Genomic DNA, 15,776 nt, shown 5'->3' on the forward strand with positions numbered 1-15,776 from the left:
TAACAGGATGATAAACAGGTGGGTGCCACTTGTCAGCCCTTAGCGGTTTTGCACGCGCCGTCATTATTCATCTTTCACACGCTCAATTTTCGCCCCCAGTGCGCGCAGTTTGTCTTCAATACACTCATAACCGCGATCAATATGATAGATACGATCGACGATGGTTATACCGTCGGCGATACAGCCCGCCACTACCAGGCTGGCAGAAGCGCGCAGATCGGTCGCCATCACCTGAGCGCCGGAAAGCTGCGCAACACCATGACAAATCACGGTGTTGCTCTCCACTTCCGCCTGTGCGCCCATACGGATCAGTTCCGGCACGTGCATGAAGCGGTTTTCGAAAATGGTCTCGGTGATCACACCAGTGCCCTCTGCCACCAGGTTCAATAGACTGAACTGAGCTTGCATATCGGTCGGGAAGCCCGGATGCGGCGCAGTACGCACGGTGACTGCTTTCGGGCGCTTGCCGTGCATGTCCAAACTGATCCAGTCCTCACCTACTTCGATATCCGCACCTGCTTCGCGCATCTTGGCCAGCACAGCATCCAGTGTGTCCGGGCGGGTATCGCGGCACAGTACTTTGCCACTAGAAACTGCAGCAGCGATAAGGAAGGTACCGGTTTCGATACGGTCAGGTAGCACGCGGTACACACCGCCACCCAGACGATCCACGCCTTCGATGGTGATTTTATCGCTGCCAGCGCCGCTGATTTTCGCCCCCAACGTATTAAGGAAGTTGGCGGTATCGACAATTTCCGGCTCGCGCGCTGCGTTCTCAATAATGGTAGTGCCGGTCGCTAAGGTAGCAGCACTCATGATGGTCACGGTCGCACCAACACTCACCTTGTCCATCACGATGTGTGCGCCTTTCAGGCGGCCTGCCACAGAAGCTGTGACGTAACCTTCTTCAAGTTTTATCTCAGCACCCAGTTGTTCAAGACCCGTGATGTGCAAATCAACCGGACGTGCACCGATAGCACAGCCGCCCGGCAGGGAAACCTGGCCACGACCGAAACGCGCCACCAGCGGCCCCAGCGCCCAAATGGACGCGCGCATGGTTTTCACTAGATCGTAAGGCGCGCAGAACTCATTCACACCGCTGGCGTCAACATACACCGAACCGTTACTTTCAATCTTGGTGCCCAACTGGCTGAGTAGCTTAATGGTGGTATCGATATCCTTCAATTTGGGGAGATTTTGTAGCTCGACTGGCTCTTCTGCCAACAGGGTGGCGAACAATATTGGCAGGGCAGCATTTTTAGCCCCGGAAATAGACACTTCACCGCTCAGGCGAGTCCGCCCCTGCACACGAAATTTATCCATTTGATACTCTCTGTTATCTAACCTTACGCTGTCCCCCGCAGGGCAAACCGCCTTAAAATCCGTTGAGTTTGCGGTCTCGCTGCCACTCTTCAGGGGTATATGCTTTGATCGACAAAGCGTGAATGCGGTTGTCCGCGATGTATTCCATCAGCGGTGCATAAACCGTCTGTTGTTTTTTGACGCGGCTCATGGAGGCAAAAAGTTCGCCAACCACAATCACCTGAAAGTGGCTACCATCTCCTGTGACATACGCTTCTTCCAGTGCCAATGCCTGCATCAGCACGTCTTTTATCTCTTTATTTTCCATAGTATCCAGTTCTGCAACTCTCCCCTTAATACTGCAAGTTGCGGGCGAGTGTTGGCTTGCTCCATTGACCCCAGTCACTGACTTAAGTAAGCTTCTGAGGCTCCGTTGCGTCGCCGCTTTCCTGTAACTCAAATTATCTTGGGTATAAAGGACGGTAAACAGCCTGGTATCTTAGCGGGATAACCGGTTTTCTTAAACTAAGAACCTATCCCATTAGGCTATTTTATTTACCATTTTGGATCTAGGCAGTGCTGACCCTCCTTAACGGACTCTCTGTACGCGCCGGTTGTTGCGTACTGTCCTGGTTCAAACGGGCTGCAACAATGTACGCTTACCGGGATAGGCTCTAAAGCAAAAGCCCCTGTTCAACAGAGGCTTGGCGTAAATTCATCGTATTAAAACAGCGAAAAATGCCGCTAACCGGCATCGACAGGCATTATTGTTTGCAGGTTGTACAGTGCCACCAACGTTCTCAGCCGATCGGTCGCGCCGGAAATTTTTAGCTCCACGCCGCGCTGATGTTGATGCGCACGTAGATGCACCAGCAACGCCAACCCAGCAGAGTCCACGCGCTGCAATTGTGCCACATCAATCTCGGTTTTATCCGCCAATAATGCGCCCTGTTGTTGCCACAGTGGCAACAGCGTTTCCCGATCCAACACCCCGCGTAAGATCAACGTCTGGAGCTGAGATTCATAGCTGAGAGCCGCCGACATCAGTTTTTTCGATCCAAGGTAATCGGCTGCGCTGCAGCAACCTGCAACTGCTTGGTCAGACCGTCGATACCCTGAGTTCGAAGCGTGGCAGCCCACTCGTTCTGCTTAGTGGTGATCATGCTGACGCCCTCAGCGATCATATCATACGCCTGCCAATAACCGGTTTTGGTATTCTTGCGCCACTGGAAATCCAGACGTATCGGCGGGCGACCGTCGTTGTCAATGATAGTCACACGGATTGCCACGATATTAGCATCGTCCACTGGTCGCTCAGGAGCAATATGGTAACTTTGGCCGTGGTACATCGCCAGCGCCTGGCCATAGGCCTGCTCCAGGTAGGACTGGAAGGCGGTAAAATAAACTTCACGTTGTGCTGGCGTCGCATCTTTGTAATAGCGGCCCAGCACCAGCGCGCCAGCGTATTTGACCTGTACGAACGGCATCAACTCCTGATGCACAATGGTGTGCAGGTAGTTGGGATCCTGCTGAATTTTCGGCTGCTCGGTTTTCAGGCGGCTAAAGGTCTTCTGCGCCGCGTCTTGCATCATACTATACGGGTTGGTCTTATCGGCCGCCATCGCCAAGGGCGCAATCGCAAGCAGGGCGACCATCAATAAACGTTTAAACATGCAGGTTTCCTCTCTTAATGACTCGGTACAGTGGATTGCGATGCTACTGTGTCGGCAGCCACATCTCCCGGTTTAGCGCTGTCGCTTTTATACAGGAACTGGCCTACCAGATCTTCTAGAATTATGGCTGACTTGGTGTCCTGAATGGTGTCGCCGTCTTTCAGAATAGCGGTGCCCATATCTGGATCTTCAAAACCGACGTTCAGCGCCAGATACTGCTCCCCCAACAGACCGGCGGTACGGATCGCCAGGGAGCTGGTGTTCGGGATCTTGTGGTACTTTTCCTGGATATCCAGCACCACGCGCGGCGTATAAGTTTTCGTATCAAGCTCAATATTGGCCACGCGACCAATCACCACGCCACCGACTTTCACCGGCGAACGCATTTTCAGCCCGCCGATGTTATCAAAAGCAGCATAGATGCGGTAAGTTGGCTCACTGCCGATCGATTTAATATTCGCTACCTCTAGGCAGATAAACACCATGGCGCACAGCGCAATCAGCATAAATGCCCCAATCCAGATTTCACTTTTCTTCGTTTGCATCGAATCAATTCCCAAACATCAGTGCTGTTAGCACAAAATCCAATCCCAATACCGCCAGTGACGAATGTACCACGGTACGGGTCGTTGCCTGGCTAATCCCCGTAGAGGTCGGTACAGCGTCATACCCGTTGAAGATAGCAATCCATATGACAATAATGGCGAATACTACGCTTTTGAGTAGGCAGTTGAGCAGATCTCTTTTCCATTCCACGGCACCTTGCATCTCCGACCAGAAGAAACCGCTGTCGATGCCCTTCCAATCCACACCGACGATAGCACCGCCCAAGATGCCGAGTGCAACGAAGATAATCGTCAACAGTGGCAAACTGATCAAACCGGCCCAAAAACGCGGTGCCACGATGCGCCGCAACGGATCGACGGCCATCATTTCCAAGCTGGAGATTTGCTCGGTCGCCTTCATCAGGCCGATTTCTGCGGTAAGCGCAGAACCGGCGCGGCCAGCGAATAGCAACGCGGTCACCACTGGCCCCAACTCTCGCATAAGCGATAACGCCACCATCATACCCAGACTGGCCTCGGCACTGTAAGTGGTGAGCACGATATACCCTTGCAGCCCTAACACCATGCCGATAAACAGGCCAGAAACCATGATGATCAGCAATGACTGCACGCCAATACTGTACATTTGCTTCAACAACAGCGGCCACTGCTTGCGCGGTTCTGGCTCCCCGACCAGCGCGTTGAACAACATCAGCCCGGCGCTGCCAAAGCTGGCGCTAGTGTCAATGCATCGGCGTCCTAACGACGCTAACGCCTGTAATAACATAAGGTTATTCACTCCCTAAGCCTAATAGTTCGGTCTGATAGTCACCGGCCGGATAACGGAACGGCACTGGCCCATCGGCAATTCCATCCAAGAACTGGCGCACACGCGCATCAGGATTGTCCTGTAATTGCTGCGCCGTGCCTTCAGCGATCACCCGATGATCGGCCACGAAATAAGCATAATCGGCGATGCTCAACACCTCCGGCACGTCATGCGACACCACAATACAGGTGATGCCCAGCGCATGATTCAGTTCGTCGATCAGTTTAACCAGCACGCCCATGGTGATCGGATCTTGGCCGACGAAAGGTTCGTCGAACATGATCAACTGCGGATCCAACGCAATCGCCCGTGCCAGCGCCGCGCGCCGCGCCATACCACCGGATAATTCATTAGGCATCAGTGCAGCCGCATCGCGCAACCCCACTGCCTCCAACTTCATCAGTACCGTGCTACGCAGGAGAGGCTCTGGCAGCTTGCTGTGCTCGCGCAACGGGAAAGCGACGTTTTCAAATACCGTCAGATCGGTGAACAGCGCGCCCGACTGAAACAGCATGCTCATTTTCTTGCGCGCGTCGTACAATGGGTGGCGGGACAATGCGGGAATATTGACATCATCAAACCAGATTTCCCCACTATCCGGCGTCAGTTGACCACCGATTAGGCGCAGCAGCGTCGTTTTACCGATGCCGGACGGCCCCATGATCGCCGTTACCTTACCACGGGGAACCGTCAGGTTAATGTCTTCGAATATTAGTCGATTGCCGCGTGAGAAGCTCATGTCGCGCACGTCGACCAAATTCTTTACTTGGTGGTGCATGTTAATGCTCCTTTAGGTACGGCACATTTTTGCCAAAGCTACCTATGATGTGAAAGCAATAAGCACAATGCGTATCATCTTGACAAAACCTAGCCGCCATTTTGCTACCATTTGCTACCAATGGTGCCATTGATTTTACTTTTACGCGCCACACGGTCAAAATTGGTACCATCCATAAAGAAAAAAATAAAAGTGTGCATATTTTAGTCCATTAACCGGGAAAACCCATCACGTCGGATTTATGAGCCTATCCTAGGCGTACATTGTTGCCGCCAGTTTGCACACGGATAGAGCTCAACAACCTGAGTGTACATGCAGTACGTGAGGATGGTGAGCACTGCACAGGGCTAAAATGGCAAATAAAATAGCCTAATGGGATAGATTTCTTAGTCTGCGCAGCGGTGAGCAAAGCAAGCTAGCCGAATGACAGCTGTTAACCAACTAACTACAATAATACCCGACTAAAGGACCCTGCATGTTTCTCGCGATAGTATTATTAATCGTTGGTTTATTTTTACTGGTGTATGGCGCAGACCTCTTAGTTTACGGTGCAGCGGTGATTTCATATTCGCTCGGCGTGCAGCCGCTGATTATCAGCATGATCATCGTCGGGATCGGCACCTCGCTACCAAAGTTGGTTGATCATCTCGATCACCGCCGCGCTAAACGGGCAAATTGACATAGCATTATGAAACGTCTTAGGTTCCAACATCGCCAATATTTTACATCGCCAATATTTTACTGGTCCTGGGGGGATATACGCTGATCCAGCCGCTGGTAGCGCACTTAGAAGTGCTGCGGCGCGAACTGCCGTTGATGTTGGCAGTCACCGTATTATGCAGTTTCGTGTTGTTGATGGAAGGCCCCCTAAGCCAGTTGGACGGTGTGATGCTGTTGGCCACCGCTGCCAGGTTTATTCTGCTGATGCTGAAAATCTCCAGGCTGGCGAAGCGCGAAGGTAGAGACAGCCTGCCTGTGGAGCAAATCGCCAAGCTACCGCAAGATAGTAGCAATACAGTTGCGGTGTTGTGGCTGGTACTAGCGTTTATCATTCTGCCGCTATCATCCAAAATGGTGGTCGATAACGCCACAGTGATCGCGCACCATTTCGGTATGAGCGAGTTTATGGTCGGGTTGACCATCATTGCCATCGGCACCAGCCTACCTGAGTTGTCCACTTCCATTGCTGGTGCACTTAAAAGCGAAGGTAACATGGCGATTGGTAATATCATAGGCTCCAATATTTTTAACACGGTGATCGTGCTGGGCGTTTCCGCTTTGCTGTCTCCAGGCAGCGTTGACCCCGCCGCCTTTCAACGCGATTAATGGGTGATGCTGGCCGCCAGTATCCTGCTTAGCGCCCTGTGCATTGGCCGCAAACATCGCATCGGGCATCTAGCGGGCGATCTGTTATTATGTGGTTTTATTGCGTATCTTGCGCTGTTGTTCTTTAACCCTTTCAGTACATTCGGTTAAACCCAGGGAAGTATGTATGTCGAGTTTTCAATTGCAACCGGGCTTCGATTTTCAACAGGCCGGGAAAGAAGTGCTCCAGATAGAGTGTCAAGGGTTAGCTCAGCTCGATCGCTATATTGATGCGGACTTCACCCGCGCCTGCGAAACTATCACCGCCTGCTGTGGCAAAGTGGTGGTGATGGGCATAGGCAAGTCCGGGCACATCGGTTGCAAGATCGCCGCCACTTTCGCCAGCACTGGCACCTCCTCATTCTTCGTCCACCCGGCTGAAGCCAGCCATGGCGATCTCGGCATGGTCACCGCGCAAGACATCGTGCTCGCCATCTCCAACTCAGGCGAGTCCAATGAAATTCTGGCGCTGATCCCAGTATTAAAGCGCCAGCAAATCCCGCTTATCTGCATGACCAACAACGCGGAAAGTACGATGGGCAAGGCAGCGGATATCCACCTGTGCATCAAGGTGCCGCAGGAAGCTTGCCCAATGGGGCTAGCACCGACCACCAGTACCACCGCTACCCTGGTGATGGGCGATGCGCTGGCCGTTGCGTTGCTAAAAGTACGCGGCTTCACCCCGCAAGATTTTGCGCTGTCGCACCCAGGCGGCGCACTCGGCCGCCGACTGCTGCTGCGGGTGAACGACATCATGCACAGCGGTGATAAAATCCCACACGTCAGCACTGAGGCTTCGCTACGCGATGCGCTGCTGGAAATCACCCGCAAAAACCTGGGCATGACGGTCATTTGTAACGATACAATGAATATTGCTGGCATCTTTACCGATGGTGACCTGCGCCGGATATTTGATATCGGCATCAATCTCAACGATGCCAAGATCATCGACATCATGACACCGGGCGGCGTGCGAGTGCACCCAAGTATGCTAGCGGTCGACGCGCTGAACCTGATGCAACAACGCCACATTACTGCGCTGCTGGTTGCCGATGGCGACCAGTTGCTGGGTGTGGTACATATGCATGACATGCTGCGCGTCGGCGTTGTTTAATTAGGAAATAGAACGGAATGCGTATGGTAGACACCTGCTACGGGCCAGTAGAGCAAGACGTGATAGCGCGTGCCAACAATATCCGCCTGCTGATTTGTGATGTTGATGGCGTGCTGTCCGATGGCCTGATTTTTATGGGCAACAATGGTGAAGAGTTAAAAGCGTTTAACGTGCGCGACGGCTACGGCATCCGCTGCCTGAAAACCTCAGACATTGAGGTGGCGATCATCACTGGCCGCTCCGCCAAACTGCTGGAAGACCGGGCGAAAACGCTCTGTATCAGCCACCTGTATCAGGGGCAATCCGATAAGTGCTTAGCTTTCCACGACCTGTTGGAAAAGCTCTCGCTAACGGCGGCTCAGGTAGCCTATATCGGCGATGATCTGATCGACTGGCCAGTAATGGTGCAGGTGGGTTTAGCGGTCGCCGTGGCGGACGCGCACCCCTTGCTGACACCAAAAGCTCACTATGTGACCCGCATTGTCGGTGGTCACGGTGCGGTGCGCGAACTGTGTGACATAATTCTTTTGGCTCAAAATAAGCTGGAGGGGGACAAAGGGCTATCGATATGAGCAAAACCAAATTGTGGATCACCCTCCTGCTGGCCGTAATCGCGTTCGCACTGATCGGCTGGAATATGGTGGATTTCAGCGATGACACTGCACCGCAGCTGGTCAACGATCAGGCACCAACGTATCAGAGCGAGCACACAGTCACCGTGGTATACAACCCAGTCGGCAAGCTGAGCTACAAGCTGGTATCGGATGACGTGAAATATTATACCACAGATGAACTGAGCTGGTTTACCCAGCCAGTAATGACGCTGTTCGATAAATATGGGCTGGCAACCTGGTCAGTGCGTGCCGATCGCGCAAAACTGACTAAAAACCGGATACTGTATCTTTACGGCAATGTCGAAGTGGACAGCCTGACCGACACCTCGCAGGTGGAAAAAATTAAAACCGACAATGCTCGGGTGGATCTGATAACCCAGGATGTGTCTTCCGATGAAGTAGTGACGCTTTACGGAACAAATTTTACCTCTAACTGCATGAAAATGCGTGGAAATCTGCGGGACAAAACCGCTGAGTTGATTGATAAGGTTAAGACCAACTATGAAATTCAGAATCAAAAAACCACTCCGTAATCTGTTGATCTCAAGCGTAGTTTTGGCCACCAGCGCGCCGGTCCTGGCGCTTAAATCCGACGCCAATCAGCCAGTCGCCATCGACTCGCTCAAACAATCTCTGGATATGCAAAAAAACGTCAGCACCTTCACTGATAACGTAGTGATCAAACAAGGCACCATAGATATCTGTGCGGACAAGGTGGTCGTCACCCACCCTGGCGGCGATCAGAAAAAAACCTATATTGAAGCGTTTGGCGACCCAGTCACCTTCCATCAGATGCAGGACAGTGGCAAGCCGGTAAAAGGTCACGCGCAGAAAGTGCGTTATGACGTTGCGACGCAGTTGGTAACCCTAACGGGCAATGCCTATCTAGAGCAACTCGATAGCAATGTGAAAAGCAATCGCATCACCTATTTTGTACAACAGCAGCAAATGCAGGCGGTTAGCGATAAAGGCAAACGTGTGACCACGGTTCTGGTGCCGTCACAGTTGCAAGACAAAAATAGGCAAAATAAGAGTAACTAATCATTTATGGCTACACTTATCGCAGAAAACCTGGCAAAAGCCTACAAATGCCGAAAAGTTGTTGAAGATGTCAGCCTTAAGGTGAAATCCGGTGAAATCGTCGGCTTGCTGGGGCCGAACGGTGCTGGAAAAACCACAACCTTTTATATGGTGGTCGGTATCGTGCAACGTGATGCCGGGCGTATTGTGATCGACGAAGAAGACATAAGCCTGCTGCCGCTACACGCCCGGGCGCGCCGTGGCATCGGTTATCTGCCGCAGGAGGCGTCGATTTTCCGTTGCCTGAGCGTATATAAAAACCTAATGGCGGTGCTGGAGATCCGTTCCGATCTCACCAGCGAGCAGCGCGAAGACCGCGCCAAAGAACTGATGGAAGAGTTTCACGTCACCCACCTGCGCGACAGCCTGGGCCAAGCGCTGTCCGGAGGGGAACGCCGCCGCGTCGAGATCGCCCGCGCGCTGGCTGCCAACCCGAAATTCATCCTGTTGGATGAACCTTTCGCCGGAGTTGACCCGATTTCCGTTATCGACATCAAGAAGATCATCGAGCACTTACGTGATAGTGGCCTGGGCGTGCTGATCACCGACCACAACGTGCGCGAGACCCTGGATGTGTGTGAACGCGCCTATATCGTCAGTGAGGGCAAACTGATTGCCCACGGCACGCCGGATGCTATTCTGGCTGATGAGCAGGTGAAACGCGTTTATTTAGGCGAAGCATTCCGCCTCTGAGTACCAGCACGTCATGAAGCACAACTGGTTAACGGAAGTAAACTGAAGATTATGAAGCAAGGCTTGCAACTTAGGTTCAGCCAACAACTGGCCATGACCCCACAATTGCAACAGGCTATCCGCCTGCTGCAATTGTCCGCACTGGAGCTTCAACAAGAAATACAGTTGGCGTTGGAGAGTAATCCCCTGCTTGAGCAGAGCGATCTGCACGATGAAATCGATACCACAGCATCCAACGACCTCGAAGGTCCGGATACTCGCGAGGCACTGGAACAGAAGGAAATAGCTAAAGAGTTACCATTGGACGCCACCTGGGATGTGTTCTACACCACCAGTTATTCTTCCGGCACTAGCACCGACTACAGCGACGACGAACGGCTACTGTATCAGGGGGAAACCACCCAGACATTGCAAGATCACCTGATGTGGCAACTGGGGCTCACGCCATTTTCCGATACCGATAGCGCCATCGCCACCTCGATCATTGATGCAGTCAACAGCACCGGCTATCTCACCGTGCCGCTGGAAGAGATCCTAGAGAGCATAGGTGACGAAACTGTGACCATGGCCGAAGTCGAAGCGGTATTGAAGCGTGTACAGCGTTTTGATCCGGTCGGCATTGCCGCCCGCGATCTACGCGACTGCTTGCTGGTACAGCTTTCCCAATACGCCAAAGATACGCCGTATCTGGCAGAAGCTCAGTTGGTCATCAGCGAACATCTTGATTTGTTAGCCAACCACGACTTTCGCAGTTTGATGCGGTCAACCCGGCTAAAAGAAAATACACTAAAAGAGGTGATAGTGCTGATTCAGTCGCTCGATCCACGCCCAGGGCAGTCGATCATTACCGATGAATCGGAATACATCATTCCAGACGTGCTAGTGCGCAAAGCGCAGGATAAATGGATAGTTGAACTTAACGCCGATAGCGTTCCGCATCTGAAGATCAACCAGCAATACGCCGCGCTGGGCAACAGTTCACGCAATGAAGCAGATGGCCAGTTTATTCGCAGTAACCTACAGGAAGCCAAGTGGCTGATTAAAAGTCTGGAAAGCCGCAATGAAACCCTGCTAAAGGTCACCCGCTGCATTGTCGATCAGCAGCAGGCATTCTTTAAACAGGGCGAAGAACTGATGAAGCCCATGGTACTAGCAGATATAGCCCAAGCCGTGGAGATGCATGAATCGACAATTTCGCGCGTCACTACGCAGAAGTTTTTGCACAGCCCACGCGGTATTTTTGAGTTGAAATATTTCTTCTCTAGCCATGTGAATACCGACAGCGGTGGCGAAGCCTCCTCAACGGCGATCCGCGCACTGGTTAAGAAATTGATTGGGGCGGAAAACCCCGCCAAACCACTTAGCGATAGTAAACTGGTCACCCTGCTTTCCGCACAGGGGATCATCGTGGCGCGGCGTACCGTCGCCAAATACCGAGAGTCTTTATCCATCCCGCCATCTAACCAGCGTAAACAGTTAGTTTGACCTCTATTAGATAAGGAAGACACTTGCAGCTCAACATTACTGGACATCACATTGATATCACCGAACCATTGCGCGAGTTCGTCACCAACAAGTTTGCCAAACTCGAACACTATTTCGACCGCATAAATCAGGTGTATGTTGTCTGAAGTGTGGAAAAAATGCAGCAAATCGCGGAAGCGCAGATGCATGTGAATGGCGGCGAGTTGCACGCCTCTTCGGAAGACGAGAATATGTATGCAGCAATTGATACACTGATGGATAAATTGGCACGCCAATTGAGTAAACATAAAGATAAACTGAAGCAACACTGACATTTTGACCCCTTTTCTATCTGGGATCATGCTTAAGGCAACTTCAGTGATCAGCGCGTTACCTGTTGAGTAACGAGCCATATGGTAACCAGGGTTAAAACAGGCGAAAAATCACCTTGCTGGGCAATGCCCTGACACGTGGTTTTAAGTGAAGATGAGATGAACAACGAATATAGGCAATTAAGCTCGGTGCTAAACATCGAGTGCACTAAAAGCGCGGTATACTGCACTAGTAAAAAGCGGGCTTTGGAGATTATCAGCGAACTGGCGGCCACTCAGTTCAACCTACCGCCGCTGGTGGTGTTTGACGCGGTGCTCACCCGGGAGCGCATGGGCAGCACCGGCATAGGCAACGGTATCGCAATTCCCCATGGCAAACTGGAAGAGGATACATCGCAGGCCGTTGGCGTGTTTATTCGTCTCGACCAACCTATTGCCTTTGATGCCATAGACAACCAACCGGTTGATCTGCTGTTCGCTTTGTTAGTGCCAGCTAATCAGTGCAAAACACATTTGCATACCTTATCGCTAGTCGCCAAACGCCTGGCCGATAAAAGCGTATGCCGCCGTCTGCGTGCGGCGCAGAGTGACGAAGAACTTTACCAAATCATCACTGAGTGATACCTCGCTAACGTGACTTACCGTCAGGGTAGTGGCTACTGTTTCACCATGATGGATCCCGGCTCTTGCCGAAATTAATAATGTTTCTAGCAGTGGTAATGGATGCCACCAAAATAGCAGAGGAGTGACTACATGGTGCTGATGATTGTCAGCGGACGTTCCGGTTCAGGGAAATCCGTCGCCTTGCGGGCGCTGGAGGACATGGGGTTTTACTGCGTCGATAACTTGCCCGTGGTGTTGCTGCCGCACCTTGCTAATACACTAGCGGAACGCAACAGCTCCGCCGCAGTGAGCATCGACGTACGCAACATGCCGGAATCACAGGAGGTATTCGAATACGCCATGACTCAACTGCCGCAAAGCTTCTTACCACAGCTACTGTTCCTCGACGCTGACAGCAATACGCTGATTCGCCGCTACAGTTATACCCGCCGCCTACATCCACTCTCCAGCAAAAAACTGTCATTGGAAAGCGCTATTGATAAAGAAAGCGACTTACTTGAGCAGTTGCGCTCACGGGCCGATTTGATCATCGATACCTCGGAAATGTCAGTACATGAACTGGCCGAAATGCTACGCAACCGCCTGCTGGGCAAACGCGAGCGCGAGCTGAGCATGGTGTTTGAATCCTTCGGCTTCAAGCACGGCATCCCGATCGATGCCGACTACGTGTTCGACGTGCGCTTCCTACCGAATCCGCACTGGGATCCTAAGCTGCGGCCGATGACAGGTCTAGACAAACCGGTGGCATCTTTCCTCGATCGCCACACCGAAGTGCACAACTTTATCTACCAGACGCGCAGCTATTTGGAGCAGTGGCTACCGATGCTGGAGACCAACAACCGCAGTTACCTAACAGTAGCGATAGGCTGTACCGGCGGCAAACAGCGTTCGGTCTACGTAGCGGAACAGTTGGCCGATTACTTCCGCTCACGCGGCAAGAACGTGCAATCGCGCCACCGCACGCTGGAAAAACGCAAACAGTGACGGTCAGGCAAACGGTTAAAATTAAAAACAAGCTGGGCATACATGCCTGCCCGGCAATAAAGCTGTTCGAGCTGATGCAAAGTTTCGACGCCGAGGTAATGTTGTGCAACGACAGCGGCATCGAGGCCGAGGCCAGCAGCGTCATCGCACTGCTGATGCTGGATTCCTCCCAGAGGCGGCATATAGAAGTCGAAGCGACCGGCCCGGACGAAGTGAAAGCGTTAGCCGCCGTGGTCGAGCTGTTCAACTCTGGCTTTGATGAAGACTGATCTTTAGAAAAAACGCATCAACGTGCCACCATGGTGCGTTCGTCCTTTTTAAGATCTGCCCACTTCCGCAATTGCATACCCAAAAAATCTTTGTTAAGCACATTTTCAGCCACGCCAAGTACGACAAGCTTATCCGTTCGTACCGAATGAGCCAGGAATGATCACAGATGCGATTAAGGCCACTCAGGAACTCCTGCGAAACAGCAGCGCACGAAGGTGATAAAAAACTCGTAGATCGCCATCGCCTCTTCATAGCCGCTTTTGCTGATCGCCAGCAGGAAGATCACCTGGGTGATCTCACCCCACACCGCGCCCTACGGCACCACCACAATTTTTTTGCCAGCAGCCCCAATGAATGCGGCAGCGCAATGCCCTCCCCAAACAGAAGATCATGCCGTTCAGAAACATGGCATATATAACCACGGAAATACCTTCAGTATTACGAGTGCGTAACGTTTTAATGGTTTTGCGGGGCAAATGCAGGCAAGCGTCGTGAAAAAGGCCTCAAAGAGGCAGATAAACGGAGTTGTATCCATGTTATTCCTCAGAATGCTTCCATGACTGCCTGGATATGTAAGCCAGTAGAAATTGCGAGCAACGATGTTGTATGTGTCTTGTCCTGCAACGCTAAGCACCAGTCTTGTAAAAGATGGTAGAAAGAGTCCGACCACGAGGGGAGTTCTCGGGGCGGATCAAGCAACATTATGGTTTTTGCTAAAGTAATCTCTTCCACACCAATTTGATCAAATAGCGTCAGGAAAAAGCGATTTTCATTCTGGGTCGAATAGCATATTTCGCCTTTTTCAAAGACAATATTGATGTGTAGTCCCAGATCATCTGCCTAATCCGACTTACTGGCCCTGATACGAAAGAAAACTCCACCACAGGAGTGACCAAAGACACAACCGTTATCATAAACCTCTACCTGACCCCCGTCTTTAACCTCCACACGAGTACCCTTTACAACCCTAAGATCGTTCGTGTCGATGGTGTCAGTACTGTGCGAGCAAAATAAATCCAGCAAATGGCAGTAGATATCACCCAATGTACCGCTGCTTTTACTCTGCTGAGCCGAATCCCGCCAAGTGAGGTGATTGCGAGTCAGGGCTGAGTTTTTATTACACTCAGTAGAAAAAAATGTAGTTTGCCCAATTCCCGGTCATCTTTTACCTGAACCAAATTTTGAATGATCCGGTTATAGCGATAGTTAAAAGACATTATACTGTTTCGTGGTGCTAGCTTTACCAGCCGGTGGGCAGAAGCCAAGTCGGTGGACAGCGGTTTTTCGCAAATGAATGGGATTTGCTTATACTTCAGGACTTCTTCGGCAAGGCTTACATGTAGATTATTTGGCGTACAGATAATACAACCGTCGCTTTAACAGGACGATGAGATAACTCACTGATCTTGCTCATTTTTAATTAATAACATCGTAAAATGCCAGCTCTGTTACCGATTCAATCAGTGAAAGAGCACGCACGTGTTCCTGTGCAAAATACCACCGCAACCAACAATCCCGATGATCATGATCAAATCCCTTCTATTATGCTGAGAATTCCATGGCAGTATGGTTTATCAATACTGCTGCCAAGCACTTTAATGGCTGTAATGTCGGCATTGGCAACCAAATAAAGAAACAGCCTCATCTTTGCCGCAACAACAGGGAATAAATTCAACGTCGTAGCTGTCGGACGGATCTCCAGCGGCAGGGTTACATTTGGTGAATAGCATGCGAACTTGAAATTTACGGCTGAGGGTATCTATCCAATCAAAATCCAGCTGCATATCTTCCCGAATCCGGTAGTAGAAACATCTCTTATACTGACTTTGGTAATCATCCGGCTGTTTTACAAGCACAATGCCGCGATCATGTATAGTCTTTACAATTTCATCTACATTTTCATAACGATATCCAGATTTCCCTATTCTTTCTGCCCAAGAATCTGGCATAACCAGCTTTCCCTCTCTGATCCAATACAATTCCGGGCCCAAGCTGTAACAGAGAAAGTTCGGACTGTGCGAGATGTAGCCATCAGCCTTACGTAATGCGGAACACAGGTTGGTTCCGGTTATCAAACCAAGCAATATTACCCTCTTTTCACCTTCAACA

Annotated in this window: 18 protein-coding genes and 3 pseudogenes; 11 read left to right on the forward strand and 10 right to left on the reverse strand. The window is 51.3% G+C overall.

The features are described from left to right. Positions 1-63: 63 nt before the first annotated feature. The 7 genes from murA to mlaF form a co-directional block, all read right to left on the reverse strand. Complete coding sequence (gene murA, locus AACL06_RS01280) at positions 64-1,323, reverse strand: UDP-N-acetylglucosamine 1-carboxyvinyltransferase (protein WP_339037440.1); 1,260 nt, start codon at positions 1,321-1,323, stop codon at positions 64-66. 52 nt (positions 1,324-1,375) lie between these two features. Continuing rightward, complete coding sequence (gene ibaG / locus AACL06_RS01285; protein WP_339037442.1) at positions 1,376-1,630, reverse strand: BolA family iron metabolism protein IbaG; 255 nt, start codon at positions 1,628-1,630, stop codon at positions 1,376-1,378. Positions 1,631-2,046: 416 nt separating this feature from the next. After that, positions 2,047-2,346 carry a lipid asymmetry maintenance protein MlaB gene (gene mlaB / locus AACL06_RS01290; RefSeq protein ID WP_339037446.1) on the reverse strand — a complete coding sequence of 100 codons (300 nt, stop codon included), beginning with the start codon at positions 2,344-2,346 and terminating at the stop codon, positions 2,047-2,049. After that, positions 2,346-2,975: a phospholipid-binding protein MlaC gene (gene mlaC, locus AACL06_RS01295; RefSeq protein ID WP_339037447.1), complete on the reverse strand. Its 630-nt coding sequence runs from the start codon at positions 2,973-2,975 to the stop codon at positions 2,346-2,348. Before mlaC ends, mlaB begins: the two co-directional genes overlap by 1 nt. Positions 2,976-2,989: 14 nt before the next feature. Beyond that, positions 2,990-3,520: an outer membrane lipid asymmetry maintenance protein MlaD gene (gene mlaD / locus AACL06_RS01300; protein ID WP_339038448.1), complete on the reverse strand. Its 531-nt coding sequence runs from the start codon at positions 3,518-3,520 to the stop codon at positions 2,990-2,992. Between the two features lie 4 nt (positions 3,521-3,524). Then, on the reverse strand, positions 3,525-4,307 hold the full coding sequence (gene mlaE / locus AACL06_RS01305; protein ID WP_339038450.1) for a lipid asymmetry maintenance ABC transporter permease subunit MlaE: 783 nt from the start codon (positions 4,305-4,307) through the stop codon (positions 3,525-3,527). 4 nt (positions 4,308-4,311) lie between these two features. Continuing rightward, entirely contained in the window at positions 4,312-5,127 is an 816-nt protein-coding gene (gene mlaF / locus AACL06_RS01310) for a phospholipid ABC transporter ATP-binding protein MlaF (protein ID WP_339037449.1), read from the reverse strand. A 475-nt stretch (positions 5,128-5,602) separates the two neighbouring features. Between mlaF and AACL06_RS01315 the strand changes: the two are divergent. From AACL06_RS01315 to npr, 11 genes and pseudogenes are all read left to right on the forward strand, one after another. Continuing rightward, positions 5,603-6,603: pseudogene (locus AACL06_RS01315) on the forward strand (calcium/sodium antiporter). Between the two features lie 16 nt (positions 6,604-6,619). Further along, on the forward strand, positions 6,620-7,606 hold the full coding sequence (gene kdsD / locus AACL06_RS01320; protein WP_339037452.1) for an arabinose-5-phosphate isomerase KdsD: 987 nt from the start codon (positions 6,620-6,622) through the stop codon (positions 7,604-7,606). A 17-nt stretch (positions 7,607-7,623) separates the two neighbouring features. Next, positions 7,624-8,178 (forward strand): 3-deoxy-manno-octulosonate-8-phosphatase KdsC, encoded by a 555-nt coding sequence (gene kdsC / locus AACL06_RS01325; protein WP_339037454.1) that lies wholly within the window; start codon positions 7,624-7,626, stop codon positions 8,176-8,178. Beyond that, positions 8,175-8,753 carry an LPS export ABC transporter periplasmic protein LptC gene (gene lptC / locus AACL06_RS01330; RefSeq protein WP_339037456.1) on the forward strand — a complete coding sequence of 193 codons (579 nt, stop codon included), beginning with the start codon at positions 8,175-8,177 and terminating at the stop codon, positions 8,751-8,753. Before kdsC ends, lptC begins: the two co-directional genes overlap by 4 nt. Then, on the forward strand, positions 8,722-9,261 hold the full coding sequence (gene lptA / locus AACL06_RS01335) for a lipopolysaccharide ABC transporter substrate-binding protein LptA (RefSeq protein WP_339037458.1): 540 nt from the start codon (positions 8,722-8,724) through the stop codon (positions 9,259-9,261). The genes lptC and lptA overlap by 32 nt, the downstream gene beginning before the upstream one ends. A 6-nt stretch (positions 9,262-9,267) precedes the next feature. Beyond that, a complete protein-coding gene (gene lptB, locus AACL06_RS01340) occupies positions 9,268-9,993 on the forward strand; it encodes an LPS export ABC transporter ATP-binding protein (protein ID WP_339037460.1) in 726 nt (241 codons plus the stop codon). 51 nt (positions 9,994-10,044) lie between these two features. Continuing rightward, positions 10,045-11,478 (forward strand): RNA polymerase factor sigma-54, encoded by a 1,434-nt coding sequence (gene rpoN / locus AACL06_RS01345; RefSeq protein ID WP_339037462.1) that lies wholly within the window; start codon positions 10,045-10,047, stop codon positions 11,476-11,478. A 23-nt stretch (positions 11,479-11,501) separates the two neighbouring features. After that, positions 11,502-11,789 (forward strand): annotated as a pseudogene (gene hpf / locus AACL06_RS01350) (ribosome hibernation promoting factor). Between the two features lie 159 nt (positions 11,790-11,948). After that, a complete protein-coding gene (ptsN, locus tag AACL06_RS01355; protein WP_339038452.1) occupies positions 11,949-12,410 on the forward strand; it encodes a PTS IIA-like nitrogen regulatory protein PtsN in 462 nt (153 codons plus the stop codon). A gap of 132 nt (positions 12,411-12,542) precedes the next feature. Further along, positions 12,543-13,397 carry an RNase adapter RapZ gene (gene rapZ / locus AACL06_RS01360; protein ID WP_339037464.1) on the forward strand — a complete coding sequence of 285 codons (855 nt, stop codon included), beginning with the start codon at positions 12,543-12,545 and terminating at the stop codon, positions 13,395-13,397. Next, positions 13,394-13,666 carry a PTS phosphocarrier protein NPr gene (gene npr / locus AACL06_RS01365; RefSeq protein WP_339037466.1) on the forward strand — a complete coding sequence of 91 codons (273 nt, stop codon included), beginning with the start codon at positions 13,394-13,396 and terminating at the stop codon, positions 13,664-13,666. The genes rapZ and npr overlap by 4 nt, the downstream gene beginning before the upstream one ends. A 206-nt stretch (positions 13,667-13,872) precedes the next feature. On the opposite strand, the pseudogene AACL06_RS01370 reads toward npr, so the two are convergent. From AACL06_RS01370 to AACL06_RS01380, 3 genes and pseudogenes are all read right to left on the reverse strand, one after another. Then, positions 13,873-14,051, reverse strand: a pseudogene (locus tag AACL06_RS01370) (hypothetical protein); the annotation flags it as partial. Positions 14,052-14,767: 716 nt separating this feature from the next. Further along, entirely contained in the window at positions 14,768-15,031 is a 264-nt protein-coding gene (locus AACL06_RS01375; protein ID WP_339038454.1) for a Gfo/Idh/MocA family oxidoreductase, read from the reverse strand. A gap of 231 nt (positions 15,032-15,262) precedes the next feature. Further along, positions 15,263-15,751: an HAD family hydrolase gene (locus tag AACL06_RS01380; RefSeq protein ID WP_339037468.1), complete on the reverse strand. Its 489-nt coding sequence runs from the start codon at positions 15,749-15,751 to the stop codon at positions 15,263-15,265. Between the last annotated feature and the right edge of the window lie 25 nt (positions 15,752-15,776).

Origin of the sequence: Serratia symbiotica (Periphyllus acericola), assembly GCF_964019515.1 — a bacterium.
GTDB lineage: Bacteria > Pseudomonadota > Gammaproteobacteria > Enterobacterales > Enterobacteriaceae > Serratia > Serratia symbiotica_D.